The organism is Pseudomonas sp. So3.2b, from assembly GCF_019464415.1.
In the GTDB taxonomy this organism is placed as follows: domain Bacteria; phylum Pseudomonadota; class Gammaproteobacteria; order Pseudomonadales; family Pseudomonadaceae; genus Aquipseudomonas; species Aquipseudomonas shahriarae.
In genome coordinates, this window is sequence record NZ_CP080494.1 from 3,400,628 (window position 1) to 3,425,092 (window position 24,465).

15 protein-coding genes are annotated in these 24,465 nt (G+C 60.1%); 5 read left to right on the plus strand and 10 right to left on the minus strand.

Translation table 11 applies throughout. The annotated features are described in order from the left end of the window. Positions 1 to 33 precede the first annotated feature (33 nt). On the minus strand, positions 34 to 7,146 hold the full coding sequence (locus K1X80_RS15105) for an NEL-type E3 ubiquitin ligase domain-containing protein (protein WP_220172255.1): 7,113 nt from the start codon (positions 7,144 to 7,146) through the stop codon (positions 34 to 36). A gap of 136 nt (positions 7,147 to 7,282) precedes the next feature. Here K1X80_RS15105 and K1X80_RS15110 point away from each other — a divergent pair, with 136 nt between their 5' ends. Next, positions 7,283 to 7,498 carry a DUF2970 domain-containing protein gene (locus tag K1X80_RS15110; RefSeq protein WP_057959407.1) on the plus strand — a complete coding sequence of 72 codons (216 nt, stop codon included), beginning with the start codon at positions 7,283 to 7,285 and terminating at the stop codon, positions 7,496 to 7,498. A gap of 6 nt (positions 7,499 to 7,504) precedes the next feature. Here K1X80_RS15110 and K1X80_RS15115 read toward each other — a convergent pair whose 3' ends face one another. Continuing rightward, positions 7,505 to 8,584, minus strand: coding sequence for an ABC transporter substrate-binding protein (locus K1X80_RS15115; protein ID WP_186625144.1), 1,080 nt, complete (start codon positions 8,582 to 8,584; stop codon positions 7,505 to 7,507). 452 nt (positions 8,585 to 9,036) lie between these two features. On the opposite strand from K1X80_RS15115, the gene K1X80_RS15120 reads away from it, so the two are divergent. Continuing rightward, entirely contained in the window at positions 9,037 to 10,695 is a 1,659-nt protein-coding gene (locus K1X80_RS15120; protein ID WP_057959405.1) for a nitrite/sulfite reductase, read from the plus strand. Further along, positions 10,679 to 11,173 (plus strand): DUF934 domain-containing protein, encoded by a 495-nt coding sequence (locus tag K1X80_RS15125; RefSeq protein ID WP_029291397.1) that lies wholly within the window; start codon positions 10,679 to 10,681, stop codon positions 11,171 to 11,173. The genes K1X80_RS15120 and K1X80_RS15125 overlap by 17 nt, the downstream gene beginning before the upstream one ends. A gap of 92 nt (positions 11,174 to 11,265) precedes the next feature. Here K1X80_RS15125 and K1X80_RS15130 read toward each other — a convergent pair whose 3' ends face one another. The 6 genes from K1X80_RS15130 to K1X80_RS15155 form a co-directional block, all read right to left on the minus strand. Beyond that, positions 11,266 to 14,682, minus strand: coding sequence for a beta-ketoacyl synthase N-terminal-like domain-containing protein (locus tag K1X80_RS15130; RefSeq protein ID WP_220172256.1), 3,417 nt, complete (start codon positions 14,680 to 14,682; stop codon positions 11,266 to 11,268). A gap of 41 nt (positions 14,683 to 14,723) precedes the next feature. Then, positions 14,724 to 15,581: a polyketide synthase gene (locus K1X80_RS15135; RefSeq protein WP_220172257.1), complete on the minus strand. Its 858-nt coding sequence runs from the start codon at positions 15,579 to 15,581 to the stop codon at positions 14,724 to 14,726. Between the two features lie 100 nt (positions 15,582 to 15,681). Further along, a complete protein-coding gene (locus K1X80_RS15140; RefSeq protein WP_220172258.1) occupies positions 15,682 to 17,052 on the minus strand; it encodes an FAD-dependent monooxygenase in 1,371 nt (456 codons plus the stop codon). A gap of 57 nt (positions 17,053 to 17,109) precedes the next feature. Further along, entirely contained in the window at positions 17,110 to 17,721 is a 612-nt protein-coding gene (locus K1X80_RS15145; RefSeq protein WP_057959402.1) for an HAD family hydrolase, read from the minus strand. Continuing rightward, positions 17,711 to 19,225, minus strand: a complete 1,515-nt coding sequence (locus K1X80_RS15150; protein ID WP_220172259.1) for a class I adenylate-forming enzyme family protein — start codon at positions 19,223 to 19,225, stop codon at positions 17,711 to 17,713. Before K1X80_RS15150 ends, K1X80_RS15145 begins: the two co-directional genes overlap by 11 nt. Positions 19,226 to 19,591: 366 nt before the next feature. After that, on the minus strand, positions 19,592 to 20,149 hold the full coding sequence (locus K1X80_RS15155) for an NADPH-dependent FMN reductase (protein ID WP_170059209.1): 558 nt from the start codon (positions 20,147 to 20,149) through the stop codon (positions 19,592 to 19,594). A 227-nt stretch (positions 20,150 to 20,376) separates the two neighbouring features. On the opposite strand from K1X80_RS15155, the gene K1X80_RS15160 reads away from it, so the two are divergent. Together K1X80_RS15160 and K1X80_RS15165 are read left to right on the plus strand one after the other, a co-directional pair. Further along, positions 20,377 to 20,601 (plus strand): hypothetical protein, encoded by a 225-nt coding sequence (locus tag K1X80_RS15160; RefSeq protein ID WP_057436787.1) that lies wholly within the window; start codon positions 20,377 to 20,379, stop codon positions 20,599 to 20,601. Between the two features lie 92 nt (positions 20,602 to 20,693). Beyond that, entirely contained in the window at positions 20,694 to 21,593 is a 900-nt protein-coding gene (locus K1X80_RS15165) for a LysR substrate-binding domain-containing protein (protein ID WP_057959400.1), read from the plus strand. A gap of 19 nt (positions 21,594 to 21,612) precedes the next feature. Here the strand turns inward: K1X80_RS15165 and K1X80_RS15170 are convergent, their stop codons facing one another. Together K1X80_RS15170 and K1X80_RS15175 are read right to left on the minus strand one after the other, a co-directional pair. Next, entirely contained in the window at positions 21,613 to 22,176 is a 564-nt protein-coding gene (locus K1X80_RS15170) for a GNAT family N-acetyltransferase (protein WP_057436789.1), read from the minus strand. A gap of 8 nt (positions 22,177 to 22,184) precedes the next feature. Next, positions 22,185 to 24,440, minus strand: a complete 2,256-nt coding sequence (locus K1X80_RS15175) for an Orn/Lys/Arg decarboxylase N-terminal domain-containing protein (RefSeq protein WP_115128315.1) — start codon at positions 24,438 to 24,440, stop codon at positions 22,185 to 22,187. Positions 24,441 to 24,465: the final 25 nt, after the last annotated feature.

Genomic DNA, 24,465 nt, shown 5'->3' on the forward strand with positions numbered 1-24,465 from the left:
TCTGTTCGGGTGCCTGGCACACCGCTGGCAGCCTTATAGCTTCAGCTCGGCCCGTTCCTGCCGGGTCAGGCGGATCGCCAGCGCCCTGCGCTGCTCCTTGATCCAGGCACCCAATGCCGCGTATTCACGCAAGTAGTCGGCACCGCTCTCGGGGTAGCGCTCATCCAGGCGATCGGTCTGGTGTTCCAGCTCGCGCGCCAGGGTCGCAAAATCCGTGGCGTACTTTTTCTTCAGGTAATTGCGCCAATACTCAAGGCCCACCAGCTTTTCTTCAAAGCCCGGCGTGCTCTCGCCCTCCAGGACAGTGGCGTATGCCCGGTCGAGGTCGGCCTGGGTCACTTCCGATAACTCGCTATACAGCATGCCAGAGGGCTGCCGGGGCAGGTCCAGGCGCTCGGCAAGGCCAATGCGCAGGGCTAAACGAATTTCCGCCGGGTCAATATCCTCATGGGCCTTGATGATGTCCTCGGCGATGCCTTCAACCGCCTCCAGGCGAAGCATGCCACGGGCGAACTTCAACAGGGCGGCGCCATCCTGACCAGCCTCGGCCAATCTCAACGCAGCGAACTCCTGAACGCGGGTTTCAAACGCGTTGAACATCAGGATTCTGCCATCCCCACAGGTCACCTCGGGCATCAACGCCGTCGCCCGGGCGAACACGTCCCGACGCATGGCCGGGTTGCCGCCAATGGCCTCCAACACCGCCCATACGCGCTGGGTCAGATCGCCTGGCGCCTCAAGGAAGTCCTCGGTATTGCGCAGTTGCGACAGGGTGAAGAAGAAATCGTGGCTCCCCGGCTGTGCGTTGAGGTCGTCCCAGATCCGGTGCCTTGGCGAATCGGGCAGGACATCAGCAAACCAGCGCGCCTTCTGGATTTGCGGCGTTTCGATATCCGGATGATCCAGCGAGTAGTCAGGGGAGTCAAAAGCCCCCCGCTCATCGCGCTCCCGGTATCCCTGGATCATTTCCTCAAGCTGCTCGGCGGAAAACCCCAAGCCATTGCCGGTCTGCGCCAGATACCCCTGCAAACGCTCACAGCTTTCCTGCTCAAGGCGGTTTCCCGAGAGGTCAGTCCCCGACATCAAGGCGCGGTGTTGCGGCTCAAAGGCTGTATCTGGCAGGGTCTCGATCCAGTTGTCGTGCAGGTCCAGGGTGCGCAGGCGCCCAAGCTCAAGCACTGTCATGGGCCACTCGTCCAACAGGTTGGTATGCAGGTACAACGTTTCGAGCCTGGACAGGCCACCGAGGTCCAATTCGCTCAACACATTCTCGCCCAGGTTCAGCCATTCCAGCGCCTGCAGGCGCACCAGGTGCCCCTGAAGCTGGGAGGCGTTTTGTAGTTCATTTCTGCTGAGGTCCAAGCGTCTCAACCCGTGAAACTCTGCGAGGGCATCGGGCAAGGCTCGCAGGCCGTTGTCACTGAGGGTCAACGTACGCACGTGGCTGAAGGCCCGCAGGAACTCGTTGGAACCCTGGGCCGTGAGCCTGACGCGACTCAGGTTCAGTTCGGTGACGTGAGCGAAATACTTGGGCAACTTCGGCAGGTCGCCCAACAGCAGGCCGGACAAATCCAGCAGGCTGGCGCTATTCACTTCAGGCAGGCCGGGCGTGGCACGTAGGGTGTGACGCCAGCTTTCCAGCACACGGTCCGCTGCGCGACGACGATCCAATACACTGACCCAACCGCCATCAAGGTAGCCATGGACATCTATCCATTCATTGAGCAGTTGCACCCACTGGCTGTACTGCCCTTCCCACTCATCGAGGCGTGCCTGGATCTGCCCGGAGTCGAGGCCGCTGGCTTGCAGCTCGGCTAGCCGTGCCACCGCCTGCAACTCGTCCAGCGCCGGGACCAGGCGTTGTATGCGGGCTGCGGGAGCCAGTGCAGCCGAGGCAAGTGCCGTGGGGAGTGCCACGAGCAAGTCGGGGCGGCGCAAGACATTCTCGGGAAAATACTCAGGCTCCCCCCCGGTCAGGCCTTGGGCAAGCAACTCACGGGGTATGCCCAACGGGTTTTCCAGGGCAACGGATGGGTGTTCAATCGCGTAGCGTCGCGCAAACGTCCGCGCATCGGTACGCGCCGTCACGCTGAGGCGACAACCGCGCAGATGGGTGTTGGAAAGCAAACTATCATGCCCGCTCAGCGCCGCTTCGGGGATTGCCGTTACGGCGCTGTGGCTCAGATCCAGGCATTGCAACGACGACAACTCAAGCACACCCTGGGGCCATTCGCTGATTGCGCTGTGACTCAGGTCCAACGTACGCAAGTCGTGGAAGCCGCTGACATCCAGGCGGCTGATCGGGTTGTACTGCAGGCGCAATGATAAAAGGCCGGTCAACCTGCTCAAACGCGCCTGGATCGCCGGGTTGATCACCAGCCAATTGTGAGACAGGTCGAGGTGGCGCAGGGACGAATGGGTAAGCAGTACCGCAGGCGGCTCGGTCAGGTTGTTGCGGGCCAGGCTCAATGTTTCGACCTGGGGAAACTGGTCGAGCCAGGCATTGATGCCTTCAAGGGAAACGCCGATATCCTCCAGGATCAAGCTGCGCACATGGGCAAACCCGTTGGCCGGCACCCGCGGTAAATCAATCAGGTTGGCGCCTGACAGGTCCAACACCGCCGCCCCGGCAGGAAGTGGCTCAGCCTCTGCTACCAGGCGTTGCTCCAGGCCTTCGCGCCAGCAATCCAGGAGTTTTTCAGAGGCTAGCTGACGATCCAACTCGACCCGGCCAGTGCTTGAATCGCGATCCGACCATTGCTCCAGCTCATCGACCAATCTACGGTATTGCGCCTGCACCGCGTTGACACTCTCCAGACGTTGGCGGGCCGTCAGCCCCTGCGTTCTGAAGCTGAGCAACACCCTTTCGGCGAATGTCGGGTCCGCGCGTCGCAAGCGAGCCAAGGCCCCTTCGCAGTAGGCCTGCACCAGTCGCTGCTCATCGACCAGATGGGCCGGATTGTCATGCAGGTACTCAAAAACCCGCATGAAGTCTTCAGGCTCATACGCCGCCCAATTCATTTGCAACCCGCGCCACAACCGTTGATGCCCGACCAGCATCTCGGCCGGCACCGAACGCAACTGGGTCTGGGCAAGGTCGAGAAACTCCAGGTGCTCAAGTGCCAGGAGCCCTTGGGGCCAGGTTTCCAGGGTTCCGGACACGGTTAGGCGGCGCAACGCCGTCAGGCCTTGGATATCCAGGGTTTCCAGGTTGCCGGCCAGGGACAATCGTTCAAGCGCAGTCATGCGATTGAGCGCCAGCAGCACTTCAGGCGAATAGGTCAGCAATGGCCCGGTGAGCGACAGCCGGGTGATGCCGGGCACGCTCGCCAGCCGTTCAGCCACCTGGCCAAGATTGTTGGGGCGCACGTAGAGCTCCAGATACTGCACATTGGGAAATGACCGAAATAAATCGCTGGCTTGTTGGGCGAGCAATCTGGCCCCTGACAGGTGCAGGGATCGCACATGGGAAAAGTCGGCCTCCATCTGCGGTAGCGCGTGCTCCCCGCGCAGATTCAGGGTGGCATGGGCGCTGCGGTCTCGGTCATAGCCCTGGCGCCAGCATTCGATGACGTCCTCTACCGAACGCAAGCGCTGCGCATCTGCCCCCGCCCATTGCTCAAGGGTGTTGCGCAACCCCAACAACTCTCGCTGGCGATTGGCGAACAACCGCCAGATTTGCGGGTTGCTTTCACCGTCACGTCGGCGCGCCCAGATCAGCTCTTGCGCCTGGGTGTCGCTGATATTTGGATACGCCGTGCGAACCTGGGCGATCAGAGAGTCATCCGCTGCAAAAGGCCCGCCGCGCCCCGATAACTCATATCCCAGGCGCCCGCTGGGCAGGCGCAGCGCCGGCCGGGACCTGGGCCTGCGCAACTTTAAGATGTCATCGGCCATAACGTCGCGGTGGCGCCTGGCGTAGGCTGCCAACACCGGCTGCAAGTCCGCCCCATGAGGGGTCAGCGCCAGCGCTTGACGCGCCGCTTCGGGCAAGGCATCGACGATCGACGGGAATAGATTACGGCCCTGGGCCGGTGCGCTATTGAGCGGCTTGCCGGCTTGATCCTGGGCCTGGAAACGATTGCCGCGTTTGATCAGGTAGCGACGCGTGGCGGCGTGCGCCTCGCCAATGCTGTCGACCAAGGGCCCTTGAATGCTGTCTACACGCATCTCCAGGCGCAAGCCTGAAGGCCATCCGGGCAGGCGCTCCAGGGTATGCAAGGCGAGCCGGTCGCTGTCGGCGTTGGCGAGTCGGTCGCGGTGCAGGCCACTGATCGCTCGGCTCAAGCGCCCCTGGTGCAGGCTGCTGCGGGCCTGGTGATCCAGACGCTCGCTCAGCCGCGCGCTGTCTTGCAAGCGCCGCAGTTCCTGGGGGCTGGCGCTATTCAGGAGTTCCTCCCGGGCCCGCGCAGACAGCGAGGGAAACCGGCGTTGCAATGGCCCCCGGTCAACCGCCGGGTCACCCTTGGCAGATAACCGAGCGTCGAACAGCGCTGACTGGCGGTGCAGGGCATGATCGGCCAGGCGCTCGTTGAACACCTGCTCCCTGGGCCGCCCCCTCCAACTGGACGCACTGCCCAGCAGGCCGGTGATTTCCTGTTCGCTCAGGCCATTCAACAGCACCTGAGCGAGCTTGCCGTGCTGTAAATCGGCCCGGCTGATTTTCAGGGTCGGCAACTCATCATCTGCCAAGGCATGGCTGCCATAGCGAATGGAGCGCCCCGCCGGTTCCCAACGCCCGCCTTCCCACTCATCGATCAGCGGCGCGCCAGGCTGCTCGCCGCGCTGCGGCGTGCCCAGCAGACGCCTGGCCTCCTCCTCGCCCAGCCCCGTCTGGCCCTGCGCGCGCGCCACGAAGGCTACCTCCTCAAACACTTCCAATACCCGCCCTGGCGGCCAGCCGTCCAACTCAACCGTGAGGGGCAAGGCGTATTCGTGGCGGCTGTCCAGGCCGGCTCCACGGCGTAGCCGCCCGATCAGGTCGTCGACCTCCTGATCGACCCGGAATCGCTCCAGGGTGTCAGCCAGTCCTGCCGGCACCGGCAGGCCATCCATATGCACTTGGCGCAGCAGGTCGTCATCGACACCACTCACATCGCCGATCAGCCCCAAAGTCTCATCAGAGAACCCGTCGGTGATATGCCCCAGGCGCCGCAGCAGCGTCGGGCGGTCCCACGCCAAGGGCTGCTCATGACTATGGCGCCAGGCCCCCGCCCGGTTGTGCTCAAGGATCGGCTGATAGGCCATGGGGTCTTGCGGGTGTTTGATGCGCCATTTGTTGATCTGCGGATCGAAGGTTTTCTCGTAGAACGCGTTATCCATATGGATGTGGAGCTGCCCATCGACCTCATACTGCCCCAAGGCGTTGGGCTGGCGGCCTGACGCAAGGGTGAGGTGCTTCTTGTAGGGCGCCAGGTCGGGCCGCCATAAGCGCTTCCGGCCGTCCGGCAGCGTTACCGGCACCAGGCCTTCGATCACCGGCTCGGGCCTGAGTTGGCGCAGCGCCGAACCACCCGCCGCCATCAAGCCGATCAAGGCGAGGTTCTGCGCCAGGTCGATCAAGTGCGCACGGGCCGCCTGGCGGTCGCCCGCACTCCACTCCTGGGTTGCCTCAATCGCCCCCGTCAACAATTGCTCGACCATCACGGCCAGCATGAGCTCCCCCAACACGGGCACGAAGCCTGCCACAGCACCCAGGGCAAACATCTCGATATTGAGCACCATGGCCAGTTTCTGTTTACGCACCCGGGCATCGACCTGCGCGGTGGGCACGGCGCGGCTGGCCGCGTCGGCGATGCACTTGTGCCGATGTTGCTCATACAGGTAGGTCCACAGATCGACTTTATGGCTGCCGAACGCCTGGCCTTTGAACGCCATGGCCTTGGGCGCCAAAAACGGATCCGGGTTCGGCACCTGGGGGGCCAAAGGCAGCGGCGGGAAATTCTTCAGCCTCAAAGGCGTCAGCTTGCTGACCAGCTCATACAGTTGCCCGATGCCGGGGAAATTCGAGCCGATTTTTTCGCGCAAGGTGGCATCGGGCGCATCCTGGGTGAATTGCCTGAAGTAATAAGGGTGGTCGGCGGCCTCGACGAACTGACTGAAAAAGGCCTGATACGCGGTTGGCCGCTCGACCCGGGTGGTGGCCGCGCCAGGCGTGGTGAAGCGGCGCTGCAAAGTCCCCAGCAACTGTGCGTGATCTTTATAGCGCTTGAGGGGGTGATACGGGTCCTGGGGCACATAGAGGATCGGCGAATCCAGATGCTCATCGTCAAAGGCCAGAAACAACACACACCCCGTCATGCGTAATTTCATCAGGCCAAGGTCGCAGATCCACACCGGTTGCCCATCCATCTGCGGCGCGCGCTCGCCGTTGATCACCGACAGGATCATGGTGTAGTCGTCCTCGGTAATGTCCTGGCATAAGCGTGCCAGCTCGGCCGCAGCCCTCATTGCCGCCTTTTGACTGGCAATGAATTGCTGGCGCAGGGTGGTTTCGACCGAGGCAAAGAAATCGCTGATATAGGCCTGGTACTTTCCGCCCAGATCCAGGCTGCGGCACAGCTGCACAAACTCATGGACCTTGAGCCTGCCCAAGCGCACGGGCAGCAACGGCTCGTCAGGTGAGGAACCGGAAGACGACACGTGCCAGCGGAAACCGGACGAGGGGTGAAAGGCCCCCTCCTCGCATTCGGATTCCTCGAAGTTATGCAGCGCAGCCTGCAGTAGTTCCAGTTTCAAGAAGTCGTAGGTCCGCGCCGCTATCTTGAAGTCACTGACCAGCAGGGATTTTCTGAGGCTCAACCAGGTGTCGACGTGGGGGGCCAGTGTGACGTCATATTGCTCTTTAAGCGCATTGACCAACAGCGGCCTGGCAAACGCGTCGATCCCCTGCAAGGCAGACAGGGTCTTGTCCACCGCCGTCTGCGTGGAAAAGCTTGCGGTAAAACAGGCATGCAACTGCTGGCGTTGCTCGGGGGTGGCGCGCCAATAGGCCGGCGGCAGTGACGTATCGGCGTGCTTGAGCGCCGCCCGTCGTGGGGCAGTGCTCTCGATCAGCCATTGCGGGGTGACACCGATCAACAATTGTCGATGGATACTGGGGGTTGGCGGCGCAAGGCGCACGGGCGTTACGGGAGAGTCGGGCATGATGCAGCTCCAGGAAAAGGAGCTCCAGCACATCACGCAGGTCAGGCGCGACAGCGGTAACTACGTCTACCTATTCCCCCGGCCTTGGCTATCCTGTTGGGAGACATCATGTCACCCAGACCTCGCAGGAGGACTCATGGACGCACCGGACGATAAACCACCGACCTTCTGGCAGATGCTTCACAGCGTGATGGCTGCCGCTTTTGGCGTGCAGAGCGGCAAAAACCGCGCGCGGGACTTCACCCATGGCAAGCCCAGCCATTTTGTAGTGCTGGGGATCCTGTTTACCGCCGTGTTTGCCCTGACTCTCTTTGCCATCGTCAAGCTGGTGCTGCACCTGGCCGGGGTCTAGTCGCGCTTACTTCCACAGCATCTTCAAGCTGAAGGGGTACTGGTAGGCCGCCGGCTTGCCCTGAGCCGACAGTGCGCGAAAATTCACCCCGTCGCCCTCGTGGTTACGCAGGTCCAGCAGGCGCTGGGCCTGTGGCCTGTCAATCAACTGAAATAACCTCACCTGACGCTCGCGCCCGCCATGGCGTTGAATGTCCACCCCACTGGCGTCGTCATGCAGCAGCACCATGGCCCAGCCACCGAGCGTAAAATGCCCGGCCACCAGCGCACTGATCTGCCCTTGCAGGCGCGCCTGCAACACCTCGGGGGAACTGTTGATCGCGCTGAACAACACCTCCTTGCCGGGCGTGCGCCCGCTGCCATTCAAGGCCTGCATGGCGCCGAAGGCCATTTCATCATTGGCCGACCAGACCAGCGTCGCCTGCGGGTAGCGCTTGAACATCAGGGTTGCTTGCTCGAAGGCGCGCTGGCGGCTCCATTCGCCATAAACCAACTGGCGCAGATGCACTTGCGGGTGTTCGCCCAAGGCCCGCCGCAGGCCCTGCTCACGGGCCTGGGAAGTGGGGGTATTCTTGGCGCCGGAAAATGCCAGCAATTGGAGGGTTTCGCCCGCCGGAACCGGGCCGTGCTGACGCAGCAGCTCCTTGAGCATCAGGTAGCCGCCCTCCTCGTCGTTGGCGGTGATGCTGCCGATCCAGTTGGGGTATTTGCCGGCATCCAGCAACTGCACCTGGTCCGGGGTCAGGGCATTGTTGACGATCAGCAACTTGACCGGGCTGCCCTGGGCCATCCGCAAAATCTGCGGGGCGATGTACTGCTCATTGACCACCACCAGGTAATCCGGGTAACTGGGGCCTTGCAGTGCTTCGCGGGCTTGTTGCAAGGTGTTCTGCCCGTTGCGCTCCGAATAGCGCACACGCAAATCCAGGCCGAGGTCCTTGGCTGCGGCCTGCATGAATTGCGAATAGCTGACCCAGAAGGTTTCAGTGGACAGGCCGGGGTTGAGAAACACCACCGATGTGGCATGAGCGATCGTCCCGAACGTCAGCCCCACCCACCACAAGCACCCACAGAGAACCTTCAACATTACTGCCCGCACCCTGGAAATTGACCGATCATAATAATGGCAATGAGCCTTTTGATCTTGGCTATTTGTCAGATAGTAGGACAGTTGCGTGGCGATCAGCGCTCCCTATTGATGGCTGACCCAGAACACGGCGGTGGCAACCACCAGGATAATCAGGAACAGAATTGCCCAGGCATCCACACTGCTGTCGGGTTTGCGGGCTTTGGTTGGATTGCTCATCGCATCGCCTCTTGTCGGTTTTATGGCTGATTGCATTAAGACTCGACCACAGTAAAGTCGATGATTGCCCGCATGACAAATGTGGGTATCGCAATAACCGTTCTCATTAGGCTATTTGGTTATGTGCATATACTAAAACATCACTTTTGCGCATAAACGCAAGCTGGTATCGTTCGCCGGCTCCGTTGGGAGTGCGCGGCCGTGCGCGCAGATTTGCCGAGAACAGGACCTATATGTACGTATACGACGAATACGATCAGCGCATCATCGAGGACCGCGTCAAGCAGTTCCGTGATCAGACCCGACGCTATCTGGCAGGTGAACTGAGCGAAGAAGAGTTCCGCCCTCTGCGCCTGCAAAATGGCCTTTATGTCCAGCGCTTTGCGCCGATGCTGCGGGTGGCCGTGCCTTACGGCCAACTGACTTCGCGCCAGACGCGCATGATGGCCAAGATCGCCCGTGACTTCGACAAGGGCTATGCCCATATCAGTACCCGCCAGAACGTGCAGTTCAACTGGCCGGCCCTGGAAGACGTGCCGGACATCCTGGCTGAATTGGCCACCGTGCAGATGCACGCCATTCAGACCAGCGGTAACTGCCTGCGCAACGTGACGACAGACCAGTTTGCCGGCGTGGCCGCCGATGAAGTGATCGACCCGCGCCCGTGGTGCGAGATCGTTCGGCAGTGGACTACGTTCCACCCAGAATTTGCCTACCTGCCGCGTAAATTCAAGATCGCCATCAATGGCTCGGCTTCCGACCGTGCCGCGATCGAAGTCCACGATATCGGCCTGGAGCCGGTGTACAACGCTGCCGGCGAACTGGGCTTCCGCGTCCTGGTGGGCGGCGGCCTGGGGCGTACCCCGGTGGTGGGCGCATTCATCAATGAATTCCTGCCCTGGCAAGACCTGTTGAGCTATCTCGACGCCATCCTGCGTGTGTACAACCGCTATGGCCGTCGGGACAACAAGTACAAGGCGCGCATCAAGATCCTGGTCAAGGCCCTCACCCCCGAGGTGTTTGCCCAGAAGGTCGACGCCGAGATGGAACACCTGCGCGGCGGCCAGACCACTCTGACCGAAGCCGAAGTGCATCGCGTGGCCAAGCACTTTGTCGACCCGCACTACAAGGCCCTGGACAACCAGGACGCCGAACTGGCCGCACTCGACCAGCAGCACCCGGGCTTTGCCCGCTGGCGTACCCGCAACACCCTGGCGCACAAGCAGCCGGGCTATGTGGCCGTGACCCTGTCGCTCAAGCCGACTGGCGTAGCACCTGGCGATATCACCGACAAGCAGCTGGACGCCGTCGCTGACCTGGCCGAGCGTTACAGCTTCGGCCAACTGCGTACGTCCCACGAACAGAACATCATCCTCGCGGACGTTGAGCAGAGCCAACTGTTCACCCTGTGGGGTGAGCTGCGCGAAGGCGGTTTCGCCACGCCGAACATTGGCCTGCTGACCGATATCATCTGCTGCCCGGGTGGCGACTTCTGCTCCCTGGCCAACGCCAAGTCAATTCCGATTGCCGAGTCGATCCAGCGCCGTTTCGACGACCTGGACTACCTGTTCGACATTGGCGAGCTGGACCTGAACATCTCCGGGTGCATGAACGCCTGTGGTCACCACCACGTCGGCCACATCGGCATCCTCGGGGTGGACAAGAAAGGCGAAGAATTCTACCAAGTGTCCCTGGGTGGCAGCGCCAGCCGCGATGCGAGCCTGGGCAAGATCCTCGGCCCATCCTTCGCCCAGGAAGCCATGCCCGAGGTGATCGGCAAGCTGATCGACGTTTATATCGAACAGCGCACCGAAGATGAGCGCTTCATCGACACCTACCAGCGCATTGGCATTGACCTGTTCAAGGAGCGCGTCTATGCAGCGAATCATTAAGAACAACGAAGTCGTCGACGAAACCTGGCACCTGTTGCCCAAGGACGCGACGTTCGATGGCATCTCCAACTGCGACGACCTGATCGTGCCACTGGCCCTGTGGCGCGAGCATGGTCATGCGCTCAAGGCCCGCGATGGCGGCCTGGGTGTGTGGCTGGACGCCGATGAAGAAGCCGAGGAAATCGGCGATGACGTGCAACACTTCCAGGTCATCGCCCTGAATTTCCCGGCCTTCACCGACGGGCGCAACTACTCCAACGCGCGCCTGCTGCGTGACCGCTACGGTTACAAGGGCGAACTGCGGGCGATTGGCGATGTGCTGCGCGACCAGTTGTTCTACCTGCATCGCTGCGGCTTCGATGCCTACGCCTTGCGCGCTGACAAAGACCCGTATGAAGCGCTGGAAAGTCTCAAGGACTTTTCGGTGACGTACCAGGCGGCTACGGATGAACCGCTGCCGCTGTTCCGTCGGCGCTAAGCGCCAGCCAATGAAAAAGCCCTGACCTGTCAGGGCTTTTTTGGTTTTACGCCGTGCAGACACGGCTTTGCCGGGGTTGAGGGCAAGCGCTGTTATGCGCCAGCGTGAGCCCGACTCAGCAATTGAGCGGTAATGTCGGCTTGACCGATTTTTTCTCCCCGATTGAACAGATCAATGCAGACCTGGTTGGTTTTGAATGACGGCTCAGGCGCCTCGAAGCTGCCTTGTGGCGCCAGTAGCAACGGGCTGTTCGTCGGAATCGGTCGATCCAGCGTGAAACTCAAGGCCAGCAGGTTCATCGGGGTGCCCAGTGGGATGCGTCGGTGGGTGTGAGCAATCTGCATGAAGCACTGGCGCGCAACTTCAAGGAAATACACCATCGAGTAATGCTTGGGGCCGCCCTTGCGGAAAAAGTGCTCGTTGGCCGGTTGAAGGGTTTCGACGCTCAAGCCCCGAGCGACATCGCTCATGTCGCTGACCAGAACGTTTTCTTGTCTGTCCTTGTGCAGCAGAGCCTTGTCGCGGCAGGCGGTCGCAGTGAACGGGGCGGCGGGCAACGCCTCGTGTGCCGAGCTGTATGCAATGCCCAGGGTGCAGGTGCACATGAGCTTGCCGGCTTGCCGGACCTTCGCGCGAAATACCTGGAGTTCTTGGTCGTATTCCAGTTGCAGGTCAATTGCCCCTTGTTTTTGTACGTACCGCTGGAACTTGATCGTCAGGTCGTTGACATACGCGACCCGGCCACTGCGTGGAGGCATGGCGAGTTCGGTCAACTGCAATACCCCCTCGATCAATAAAATGCCGGGGACATGGTCCAGTGGGTGATCAAAAAAATAGGGGTGCGCTTCATTTACCAGCAATTGCGCGTGCAGTGACTGCGCACTGCGTTGAACATTGCTGATCACGATGTTTTCCGGGCTGCGCTGCCAGTGCTCGGCAGGCCGGGCGTGAGCGTCACGGCGCAGGGTGCAAAGCGCTTCGATGGCACGCACCCTGACACGCAGCGCCGAGAGCAGTGTCTCTGTCAGTTGATCGCTGAGTGCCAGCACGCCTGTCTCATCGTTTTGCAAATCAGCCACAGGGCTGGCAGGACCGTCAGGCCCGATGCACGACTGCAACGCCTGAGGCTGCGGGTGCGCGAAGCGCAATTCAAAGGGGCGCTTGATGGCTGGCGGGCATTCGGGGGCGGTGATCCCCCACTCCCGCAGTTTCTCGGTGAATAACCACATCACCGGCTTGCCGGCCTGGCGCACCTCGATCACCGAGTGAACCGAAGCACTCATCATTACGGCCAACAGGGTTTCGACGCCGGTGGCTTCAGCCAGGCAACCGGTCATGCCTTGCCATGAACCGCCGACAGGGGCTGCCGCCGGCTGCAACTCACACACCTCAATATGCTGGACATCGCTTCGCGCCCGGCCCAGACGTGCGCACGCCGCTTCCAGGGAGGTGGCGACATGGCCCAAGACCGCTGCGCGGATCACCAGCACAGGTGTGTCACTGGTTTGCGCTCGATAGGGCCGCAAAGCGAACACCCCCATGCCCTCCCCCTGCAGGGTCGGTGACTGCCGAACGCGCTCGATTTCGGCTGGCGCACTGATGAAGCGCCCCGCACCGAGCAACAGCGTGGTGATGCCTTCGTTGAACCATTGTTGCGAGGCCAGCAGGGCGTGCCAGAACACCCCAGGCGTGCCGACCAATGTCTGATGAAAACCCTTGAGGTCGAAAATTTTCGCCGGGTACCCCGACAACATGCTCGGCAAACTGGTTGCCACGTCCGCCGCATCCTGCTCGGGTGGCATGCCCTGTGCCCGGCCGAAGAAGTTGTGAATACGGCTATAGGCGTTACTGAAGTGCGCGCCGCCCAAGTTACAGCACATGACCATCGCGGTATCGGGTGAGCCGGCTACCCCGGGCAGGCGCCGCAGTAGGTGATTGACACGATCGGTGATCAACAGTTTGAACGGATCGACACTGGCCAGCAGTTTGGGGCCCATGCCGAAGCCATCGATATCAATGACGTGGTCCTGCGCCAGGAATCGCCCTGGCAACGGCTGAACCGAAGTGGCCGGGTAATCAACAAAGCGCCCGTGGGGAAAACCAACCAAGGGGGCCTCAGGCTGATCAAGTTGTTGCTTGAGTGAGTGTAACGAGAAGTGGCTGCCGATCGCCGCCTCCGCCTCGACAATGCCCAGGTCCAGTAGCAGCACGCCGGGGCTGACTCGGGAGGCCATGGGCTGGTTGCCGGGCAGGTATTGATCCACCACCAGGTGCGCGTTGGCACCGCCAAAACCAAAGCTGGAGATGCCGATGCGAATCGCCGACTGGCGATCAGCCAAGGGCTGTCCCTGCCCGCTCGCAAGTTGCAGACAGGATTCATCGACCTTGGCGCTTGGCGAGTAGTCGGGCTGGGGTGGAATGGTTTTTTGAGCCAGTATCATCAACGTCTTGGCGAGCGAAGCACCTCCTGCGGCCGCCAAGGGATGCCCAATGACAGATTTGATCGAGCCTATGGGTAATTTTTTACCCTCGGTCCGATAGGCACCGAAGAAACTGTTCAGCGAGTCGAGTTCTGTCGCATCACCCAGCGGGGTGCCCGTACCATGGGTCTCGATATAGTCCACCGCGCCGGGGTCCAGGCCGAGATAGGCGCGTTGGTAGGCCGTATATTGGGCCTGTTTGCCGGGTGCAAACACTGACCCCTCTGCGCCATCGGCCGACAGCCCCAATGCGCGCAGTATGCCCAGGGGGCGGCGCTGCGCCTGCAGGGCTTGGGATACCGGCTCGACCAGGAAAGCCACCGCGCACTCACCCGGCACAATACCGTCCGCGTCGCGACCGAACGCCTGCATCCGGGCCCTGGGTGAAAACGCCGTCAACTGGGAAAACCCCAGGAAAAGTGGAAGCGGCAGTACCGTGTTCAACGCCATCACGATAGCGTTATCCGCTTGCCCGCTGTTGACCAGGGCCTGGGCCATGTTGAGCGCGTAGGGGAACGAACTGCAGGCGGTATCGACGGACAACGCCGGCCCTCCCAGCCCCAGCGCCAACGCCAACTCCGCCACTTGTTCGCCGGGCGCATAGCCCTGTGGCACACGGGCCTCAGTCGATGTGGGGGCAAGGAAAAAACTCTCGTCACTCCAGGACGTCGCGACGACCAACGCCGTGCGCTCCCTGATCAACACCGAACCTTGTGCAGTCAATTGGGCAAGGAGTGCCTGCAGCACTTTCCGGCCAATGGCGACCTGCCTTCCTTCATACCGTGAAGGGGTCGCTGCGCTATCAGACAGGCAATAGGCACTGTCCAGGTAGGTGCGGTTTTTTTCCCCGACCGTGGCTGAATAGATCGACGCTTTATCCAGCTCCCAGCGTGGCAGCATCGAATTCAGAGGCGCGATCTGCCCTTGTGCCAGCAAGTGCCAAAGCGCATCCACTGATGGCGCCCCAGGGAACTCGCCAGCCATGGCGCTGAAGCAAAAATCCCCCTCTGGTGTCACCGTGCTCTGCATGTCGTTTCCTCCTGATTGCCAAAATTGCAGCGGGGCGTGTCTCAGCTCAGCCTTTCCAAAAACCACAGCGTGTCCCGCGGCGTACGACATGACATCAACGCTTCACCGGCAAACTGGCTGGCAGAGCACTGCTGTGCCAGTGCTTGGCAAAATGCTTCGCGGGCAAAACCATTGAGTCCCAGCTCGGTGAAGGGCGTATCAATATCGAACGCTTTTGGCTCGCCCGGGATCAGCGGTACCAAGGCGTCGAACAGTTGTTGGCTGAAGGCCGGCTCGGCGCTCTGGGCCTCAGGCGTTTGCGCAGCACTTGCCGGCGCGGGGGGCGACTCGGGCGCAGCCAGAGCCGCTCTAATCAGTGCGATAGTGTGTTGCGGGCACTTGGCGTTGAGCAATTGAGTGCCGCTGGCTTTGAGTTCCGGCCACAGGTCGACGAGCGACTCGAGGAATTCCATCTGCACCAGGGAGTCCAGCCCCAGGCTTTCATAGGGTTGTTCCTGGTCGATCTGATCTACGGTAAAACCAGTGATAATTGCCAGTTGTTCAAGCACCGAGGCCTCGACATCCACGGCTGGCAATTGCGCACTGCCTGGCTCATCAAGAGTGGCCGTTGCCAGTGTGGCTGAGTTCAAGTACGACGTTTCCAGCTGTGCAAGCGTTGGATTAAGCGGTACTTCAACCCGACGGGAAAACGCGCCCTCAAGTACTTGTTTGTGAGCATTGAGATACTGCACCGTGACGGTTTCGGCCTGAGCCAGCAAACGCATCAATATTGATTCTTTCGCTGTATCCGAGTCGCCCAGCGAATCAATGATCCTCTCTGATAGAGAGAAATAACTCTGGACCATTTTTCCATTGGACACGATAAATTCCTGAACAACATCGCCAAGTTCAAGGCGCATGGAGACCTCCTAACCGAAGTTAAATTTGGTTATTTAAAACAAACTATCAGTTCATCGCCAACGCGGGCCTTGCGCAAACTAATGAACTGCGCACACAGGTTTAAATCGGCAGTGCCGTTAAATCATTTTCGCTGGAAGTTGCTTTTTTGTTCGCCTTGATCAGCCCGGATCGCGCGTGCAGATACGTCATCAGCGTAGTTATATCCAGCCCCTGAAAAGCGATATAGCCGTCAGGACGAATCAGCATCAATGTGCCTGCCCGCGCGTGATAACGCTTGTGCAAGCGCCAGTCCGGGTCCAATAACGTCGAATGTTGAAACGGCGCCCCTGCACTGCCGAGGGCATCAATAACGCAGTAGGCCTTGATACCTGGGTAATCCGTCTGCACTGCATCAGCCAGTGCGTAATAACCCGGCAGTAAAGAGGAAAATTGATCGGCCGCACTGAAGACCAGTAACGTGAACGTTCCCTGGAACAGATCCATCAAGCGTCTTGGCGGCGTACCTGGGGGTTGCCATAACTCGATATCGGGAGCCAGTTGGCCGGCGCGAGGTGCTGCGGTCGGGAACCGCGACTTCCTGCCCTTTTTATTCCAATGCGCGCGCTGCTTGTTCGTCAGGGACTCTTGAATACCGGTACTTTTGCCGTAGCGGTAGTGATGAGCACAAATCATCGAGGCCAACGTGCGCTGGAGCGGGCGCCAGTCACCCAGCAGTGGCAGGATGTTATCCCGCAGCCAGACAAGCACTCGGTGCACCATGCTCTCGGCTCGCAAGGTTGTCGGGAAGCACTCTTCGTTATAGCTCTGCAGCAATGCGGGGGCTGCCAGGCCCTGATCGACATAGGCGATTTTCCACGCCAGGTTATAGGCCTCGCCCATCCCCAGGTTAATCGCCTGATCCGCCAGAGGGTGGCCGATAGGCGCCGAATCGCCTGCCAGGAACACGGCATCGTGCTGCAGTGCCTGCACACGACGCGGCTGGGACGTGGCAATGCGGCGATGAGCACCGTCGCAGGCGACCATCCAGCGAGCGCTCAAACGTTCGTCGCGGCCATCAGCATGATGCAGGAGCATCTGCACGGATTGCGGCTGGTTCTGCAGTTCGACCAGTTCGGTATTCCACTCAACACCCAGGCCCGATGCATCAAGACGCTCAAGCAGGATTTGCTCTAGCGTCGACGCTGGCAAGCTGAGTAAAAAAGGGTAACAGGCATCCAGATAGGAGAAGTTATCGTTCGGTACCCGTTTGCTGTTCGCCTGCAGCGAAAACTGCTTGAGCGTAAAACCGTTGCTGACAGCCTGTTCGGCAACCCCCAGGTGCCGGAGCATTTCCAGGGTTCTTGAATGCACGACCCGCGACGTGGTGGCGGTCGAAGGGCCGGCATTCTTGTCAATAAGGCGGAAAGAAACGCCCCATTTCTGCAGTAGGTTTGCCAGTAGCAGGCCAACAGGTCCGGCACCCACGATCATGACCGTCGTCGGCACAGCGCATGGCCCGGGGACTGAAGTGTTCGAGGCGCCCATAAGTCAGTACCAGTTCCGATAAAAGGGGGCGTTGGCAATACCGAGCAGGGCATCGTCGCCGGATGAGTCGCCGTAGGCGTAAATGTAGTAGTCATCAAGGTTGGCCAGGCAGCCTCTGAGCCGTATGACTTTCTCCGGCCCAACACAGTTGGTGCCTGAGATGCCCCCCGTCAGCCTGTCGTTCTCGGTTTCCAGGCGAGTGCCGCACACATAGTCGAACCCCACTGCCGCCCCCCAGGGAGCCAGGTAGTTCTCTGGCGAGTTGCTGACCAGCGCCGTGACATGCCCCATGGATTGATGCCATTGCAGCCGGCGCAGCGCCTCGGGCCTGATCCAGCGTGGCAATTGCTCAGTCACGAAATGCCGCGCGTGCTCACGCTCCTTCTCCACCGACACGCCACCCAGGTAACGCGCAATAAACGCCAATCGAGCCTGCATCAACGGGGTCACGCCCAGAATCACGCTGAACACTTTTGGCAGCAGCCAGATCATTTTGAGCCAGAACATTTTTGTTCCCGCGACGTAACGCATATAGCGCCAGAACGTATGCCGGTCGGAGAGCGTGCCGTCAAAGTCAAACACCGCCAATACCGGTGGCGTGCCATCAGCTTGCATGGCTGTGCTCCTTGAGAACGATGATCTCAATGGTCTTGGGCAGTTTGAACCCCGAGAGGTGCTGAGAAAGCAGCGTGGAAATTGCGCTCTGAGTCAGCCCGGCACGCCCCTCGACACACAGGTGCAATGCGTTGACCTCTTTGTGGTCGGGAACGATGTAGGCTTTTGCACGCACCGCATCGGGGTGTTGCATGGCGACGGATTCGACCTCCAACAGATCGACCATCTGCGCTTTGATCTTTGAGATGCGTAAGCGTTGACGATAGAAAAACACATGTCCATCGTCATCGCGCCAAACCAGGTCACCCGTGTGCAGCCAGCCGTCACGGAAGAACCGCTTATTGGCTTCTTCTGCATCGTCGTAACCGTCAATCACCATCGACCCGCGTACCAGCAATTCGCCGATCCGCCCTGGCGCGACGTCTTGCCCTTGAGCGTCGACGACGCGCAGTTCCACACCCCTGATCGGCTGCCCCATGGCACCGCGCTGCGCGACGCCAAGCGTACTCTGTAGCAGCACGGGCATGCTCTCGGTCAAGCCGTAGCCCTGCAATACCGGTTTGCAGCCCAGCAACCGCCCCAGTTTCTCCGCTTCGTCCGCGGGTAGATGGCTACCGCCTGAGTAAATCATCAGTTGAGGGTGCATCGGCAACAGCGCGCCTTTGCGCTTGGCCAGTCGGCTATTGAAATAGCGAATGACATCGGGCACCAGGCAGGTATAGGTGACCTTATGCCGGGACAGGACTTCTGCCAGGTCCCTGTTGAGCACGGTATCGGTCATCAACAGCGTGGCGCCCACGCTCAATGGAAAGATCATCATCGCCGACAGCCCGAAGATGGCGTGCAGCGGCAGCGTGACCAGATGGACGGAGCCGACCCCCTGGCGATGAATATGCTCGTGCATGCCGTCGATTGCATGCGTCACGTCAAGGTAGCGGTGAGGAACCGCCAGCGGTTTGCCGGTGCCCCGATAAGTGAACTGTATCGAGACGACTGGGTTGCCTTCAGGCAATACCAGCGGTTCGTTGCGACACATAAGCTGAACATCAGGCGTCGCATTTTCAGGCAGGGATGAGGACTCACCCACTTCCAATAACAAGGAGTGACGAACGCCGTTGGCGAGTTGGAATATTTCGCTGTGTTTTTCGAAGAGCGCAGCTGTTGTCACAACCAGCACAGGCCTGGCGCTGCCCACCACACTCGCCATTTCAAATGGCGTCAACTTGTAGTTAAGAATGACCGGAATTGCACCACGTCCAACGATCGCTAAAAAATAAGCGATAAATTCAACACCGCTGGGTAGAACAAGTGCAACTTTGTCGCCCGGCAAGATATTTAAAGTGCCGAGCGCACCGTTACACTGCTCGGCTTTTAGTCGTAACTCGCGATATGTCACAACCCCTGTGTCGACATCCAGATTCCTGATAGCGATATGTTCAGGGAAGGACTCTGATATCCCGAAAAATCGGTGTAGAAAGCCGTCCTGACACAGCAAGGATTCCATTTATTAATACTCCTGACGTTTCAAACCAGTGAATTGGACTAAAGCACCTTAGGCACAAGTAGAGTGACGAGGCCGTTTATACTTCCAGGGCGCTTGGATCTTACTCATCTGAGGCTCGAATACATGTAGGACACTTCAACATGTAATGCCGAATTATCTTTGAAACACTTTTAAGTTCCAGTCCAGGGAACCCCCATAACCCTCTTTTCACCAACGCAACAGTGCCAGGCGCAGACCCTGGGCTTCCAGAACCCCTGCATGCAAGCCAGGCTCAAGTTTATCGGGCGGCAGGCGTTGCACCTGGCCGACCAATTGAGCTGACCGTAGCAAAAGACCCAGGCGCGATGCCTGGGTCTTGCCGATCGGTCAGCCCTTCTGTTTCGTTACCCACTGGCCATAGGCATCAATAAACGCCTGCAGGAACGGTTGGGTTTTCTCCGACAGTTTGCCCGCCTCATCGAACGCACTGCCCGCGCCTCCCAGGTAGGCTTCTGGCTGCTGCATGCACGGCACATCCAGGAACACCAGGGACTGGCGCAAATGGTGGTTGGCGCCGAACCCACCAATGGCCCCCGGTGAAACGCTGATGACCGCACCTGGCTTGCCGCTCCAGACGCTCTGGCCATAAGGACGCGAACCCACATCAATGGCATTCTTCAAGGCCGCCGGCACCGAGCGATTGTATTCGGGGGTGACAAACAGCACCGCATCGGCCGCAGCCACCTGCTGGCGGAAGGTGCTGTAGGCGGCAGGCGGCGCTGAGCCATCAAGGTCTTCGTTATACAGTGGCAATTCGCCGATTTCGACGATGCTGAGCTTGAGGTTTGCAGGCGCCAATTGCGCCAATGCCTGGGCGACCTTGCGGTTGATCGACTGTTTTCTCAAGCTGCCGACCAGTACGGCAATCGTGTAGACCTTGCTCATGGGGCTTTCCCGACATCTGACTAAAGGAACCTGTAGTTATAGAGCCTTAGCCGGCCTATCACCAGCAGGTTGTGGCCAATCGGCGGCTGTTTTGCGCCGTGATCTACCTGTAGGAAAAATAAGCGGCACATCATCGAATAGTATTTTTTCTATGTAGGTAAACTACCCGCCTTAATGACGGTCTACAGAACCGCAAATCGGTGTTTTTCTCCAGAGGTTCTAAACAGATGGCAGCAGTACTTGTCGGACAATTCCATGCCCGCGACGCGGAAGGCCGCGTTTATTCCGTGCATGAATTCCAGGAGTCCACCTCGACAGACGGCGGTTCAGAACCTGTCATTTCCTACAAGCTGGCGATTGGTGATCGGGTCAACAAAGTCGATGACAATACCTTTGTGCTGGTCCAGTCGCAGGTTTCACTGACCCGCGAACCCGAAAACACGCCTGTTTGATAAGGCTGTGCCTCCAGGCAGAAGTCATATGAGCGGACTTGGGTTAGGATTCACCCGGTGAATCCCTTACCTGCTGAACATGGACTTCATGCATGCGTTTACGTCATATCGAAGTGATTCAAGCCATTTTGCAGACCGGACACCTCGGCACCGCCGCCGAATGGTTGCAATTGGCTGTGTCCGACGTGGACGCCACCCTCAAGGACGCTGAGCAGCAACTGGGATTCATGCTGTTTGCCAGCGTCCGCGGGCGGTTGCAGGCCACCCGGGAAACCCTGGCGATGCAGGCACAGATCGCCCATCTCTACGAAGCCCTGGAACCGATACAACGCCTGGCCAGCAGCCTCAAGCATCATCATGCGCCGCCACTGCGCACGCTCTGTACACCGCCGTTGGCCAATCAATTGCTGCCGCAAAGCATTGCGCTGTTGCGTCGGCGTTTCCAGGACACCCCCTGCAACCTGTCCAGCCAGCCGACCCGCGACATCGTCAGGAGCCTGTTGCTGCAAGAGGCCGACCTGGGCCTGAGCCTGCATGATCCCGAACACCCGCAAATCACCAGTACCGTGCTGGCCCAGGGCAAGTTGCAGTTGTTGGCGCCCCATGGCTGGCTCAAGCCACGGCAGAAATACATCGCCCTGCAAGAATTGGCCGGCCAGTCGATGATCGGCCTGGAGGGCCAGGACCCGTTGAGCCAGTTGCTGGACAGCAAATTACAGGCGCTGCGCCCGTTGCCGGTAATCCAGACACGGGTGCAGACCTATCAGATGATGCGCAGCATGGTCGAGGCCGGCGAAGGGTTGGCGGTGGTCGATCCCTTCACCGCCAGTGGCGCGCGTGAGGCCGGGCTGGATACCTGCCCGTTATCACCGCCAATCCTGGTAAGCCTGTATGGCTTGACGGTCAAGGACAGCAGCCCGAGCCCGGCGCTCAATGCGTTGCTGGAGATTGTCACGCACAAAGCGCAGGGCCTGTTGTCGCCGGTCAATTAGCCCCCGCCACGGGTGGGGCTCAGCCGAACAAGCGATACCAGAAAATCGCCACCTCACGCGTCTGCGGATCAATCCCGCGATAACGCAGATGGTCGATCCCGCCCATGACGTAGCCGCTGCGTTCATACAGCCGACAGGCCCCGAGGTTGTTGTTCTGGGTCTCCAGCATCATCCCCGGCAGGTTTTTCTTGCGGCTCCAGAACTGTGCCACGTCGAGCAAAGCCTTGGCCACGCCATGCCGGCGTGCCGGCAGCACCACCGCCAACTCATCGACATGGGCATAGCCGTTCCAATTGGTACTGACGACGATATGGCCAACCGGCCGATCATCCAGGTAAGCCATGAATACCGCGCTGTCGGCGGCATCGCGATAGCTGGCGAACTCCTCCGGATCGATGCCGTAGCATTTGCGGTACGGCAGGATCTGCTCCACCGCCCACTGATCAACTGGCTTGCCCAGTTCCGGCGTGCCATATACGCACACCTCAAAGCTGAAATCATTGCCCCACACGTAGGCGTCAAATCCCTCGTCGGCGACTCGTACACTGAGCCCCGGGTACTTCGGATTCACTACAGCTTGCATAACCATCCTTAACACTTGATGCAATCGACGGTGTAACAACGACCGTTGCCGTCGTCTTCGTGTTGTAAACCATGCACATCGGCGACAAACCCCGGGAAGCTGCTATCGAACTCCCGGGCAAAGGCCAGGTAGTCGATAATCGAGCGCGTCGATTCGGTAAAGCGCTCCCCCGGCATGATCAGCGGAATGCCCGGCGGATAAGGCACCAGCATCACGGCGGCGATACGCCCTGGCAAGGCATCTATGGACACGGCCTCGACTTCACCGCGTACCAGTTGGTCATAGGCATCGGCCGGTTTCATGGCGATTTCCGGTAACACCGTGTACATGCGCTTAAGGTGCTTGGCCGTTGCGTTGCTGCGATAGCAGCCGTGCAACTGGTCGCACAAGTCTTGCAAACCCATGCCCTGGTAGCGCGTCGGGCCCTGCTCGAACACCGATGGCAGGCAACTGGCCAGGCTGCTATTGGCGTCGTAACTGCGCTTGAACTCCAGCAATTCCGTGAGCAGGGTACTCCACTTGCCTTTGGTGATCCCCATGGAAAACAGCACGAGGAATGAATAGAGCCCGGTTTTTTCCACCACCAGGCCACGCTCCCAGAGGAATTTACTGACCACCGCCGCCGGGATTCCGCAGTCACTCAAGGCACCGCCCGCCGTAAGGCCGGGCATCACCAGGGTGACCTTGATCGGGTCGAGCAACACATAGTCTTCGGCGATATCACCAAAGCCATGCCAGTCGGCCTCGGGCTGCAGTAACCAGTCGGCCGTCGCCACCCGGTCAATGCCCGCCACCGAAGGCGGCTGCCAGATGGAAAACCACCAGTCATCGGCGGCAATATGCTGGCGCAGATTGGCCAGGGCCCGACGGAAACTCAGGGCCTCATCGAACATTTCCTGGAGCAGCGAACGCCCTGCCGGCCCTTCCATCATGGCCGATGCCACGTCCAGCGAGGCAATGATGCTGTACTGCGGCGAGGTAGAGATGTGCATCATGAACGCTTCATTGAACCGGTCACGGTCCAGTTGCCGTGCCCCGCCGTCCTGTACATGGATCATCGACGCCTGGCTGAAGGCCGCCAACAACTTGTGGGTCGAATGCGTGGTGAACACCAGCGGGCTATCGGGCGTACGTGAAGTCCCCATGCCATAGCGCCCGGCAAAAAACTCGTGGAAGGCCGCGTAGGCATACCAGGCCTCGTCAAAGTGCAGGACCTCGACACTGTTGCCCAATTGTTGCTTAATCAGCTCGGCGTTGTAGCACAGGCCGTCATAGGTCGAGTTGGTCACCACCGCCAGCTTGACCTTGGGCTCGCGGCCCCGGGTCAAGGGGCTGGCCTCGATCTTCGCGAGAATCGACTCGCGGCTGAACTCGGTCAGCGGAATCGGGCCGATGATCCCCAGCTCATTGCGCTCCGGGCACAAGTACAGCGGGATCGCGCCGGTCATGATGATCGAGTGCAGCACCGACTTGTGGCAGTTGCGGTCCACCAGCACCAGGTCGTCGCGGCCGACCATGGAATGCCAGACGATCTTATTGGCGGTGGACGTACCATTGATCACAAAGAAGGTATGGTCGGCGCCAAAGTTGCGCGCCGCACGGGCTTCAGCTTCGGCCAAGGGGCCGGTGTGATCCAGCAGCGAACCGAGTTCCGGCACCGACACCGACAAATCCGAACGCAGGGTATTTTCCCCGAAAAACTGATGAAACGCCTGCCCCACCGGGCTTTTGCGATAGGCAACACCACCGCCGTGGCCGGGGGTATGCCAGGAGTAATTGGAGTCGGCCGTGTGCTGCACCAGGGCCTTGAAGAATGGCGGCAGCAGGCCATCGAGGTAAGTACGCGCCGCCCGGGCCACCTGCCGGGCCAGAAATGGCACGGTGTCTTCGAACAGGTAGAGAATGCCGCGCAGTTGGTTGAGTTCACTCATGGCGTCGGCCGGGGCATTTTCCAGGGTGACTTGCTCGCCCAGGGCAAAGATCGGCAGGTTGGGCGCACGCAGGCGCGCCAGTCGGATCAGCTCGACCATGTTCTGCAGCAGATGGGTATTTTCCCCGGCGCCTTCAGCGGCGATCAGCATGCACGCCAGCCCATGATGGGTCGAAGCCACCAGCCGGCCCTCGGCATAGTCCACGGCAGAAAAGATACTGAAACCTTCTTGCTCCAGCTCCCGGGCGATGCCCCGGACCCGATCACCGGCGACGGTGTCGGCCTTGATATCACGGTGCACGATCAGGATAGGGAACTTCAGGTCTTTGTACATGGGGCTTGGCGTCCTGAGAGCGATG